This is a genomic window from Planomonospora algeriensis (genome assembly GCF_977012225.1).
Genome location: NZ_CDRNDK010001096.1, coordinates 1 through 475 on the forward strand (window position 1 = coordinate 1; position 475 = coordinate 475).

At 75.4% G+C, this 475-nt stretch carries 1 protein-coding gene; it reads left to right on the top strand.

Annotation, left to right across the window (positions count from 1 at the left end; genetic code table 11):
• Window positions 1-475 (top strand): MFS transporter (locus tag ACWJ6R_RS37980; RefSeq protein WP_449066801.1); only part of this gene is annotated, 475 nt, incomplete at both ends.

The window sequence follows — 475 nt, forward strand, 5'->3', positions numbered from 1 at the left end:
GCGCGATGGTGCTCTACCAGAGCGCCTTCGCCGTCATCGTGGCCTGGTTCGACGGCCACGAGCGCGGCCGGGCCGGCGCGCTGCTGGCACTGACCGTCGTGGCCGGATTCGCCTCCACCATCTTCCTGCCGCTGTCTGGGCTCCTGGTGGAGCGGTTCGGCTGGCGCCAGGCCCTGGTGATCCTGGCCCTGCTCTACGGCGCGGCCGCGATCCCGCTGCACGCGCTCGTGCTGCGCCGCCGCGAGCGCACCGCCCACGCGCCCGCCGCGGCCGCACAGCGGGCCGCGATCACCCACGAGGCCGTCCGCCGCCGCCCGTTCTGGCTGCTGGCCGCCGCCTTCACCGCCCACGGCGGTGCCGCGGCCGTGATGGCGGTCCTGCTGATCGCCTACCTGGTCCACCTCGGTCATCCTCCCGTCGTGGCCGCCACGCTGGCGGGGCTGCTGGGCGTGCTGTCGGTGACCGGACGCCTGCT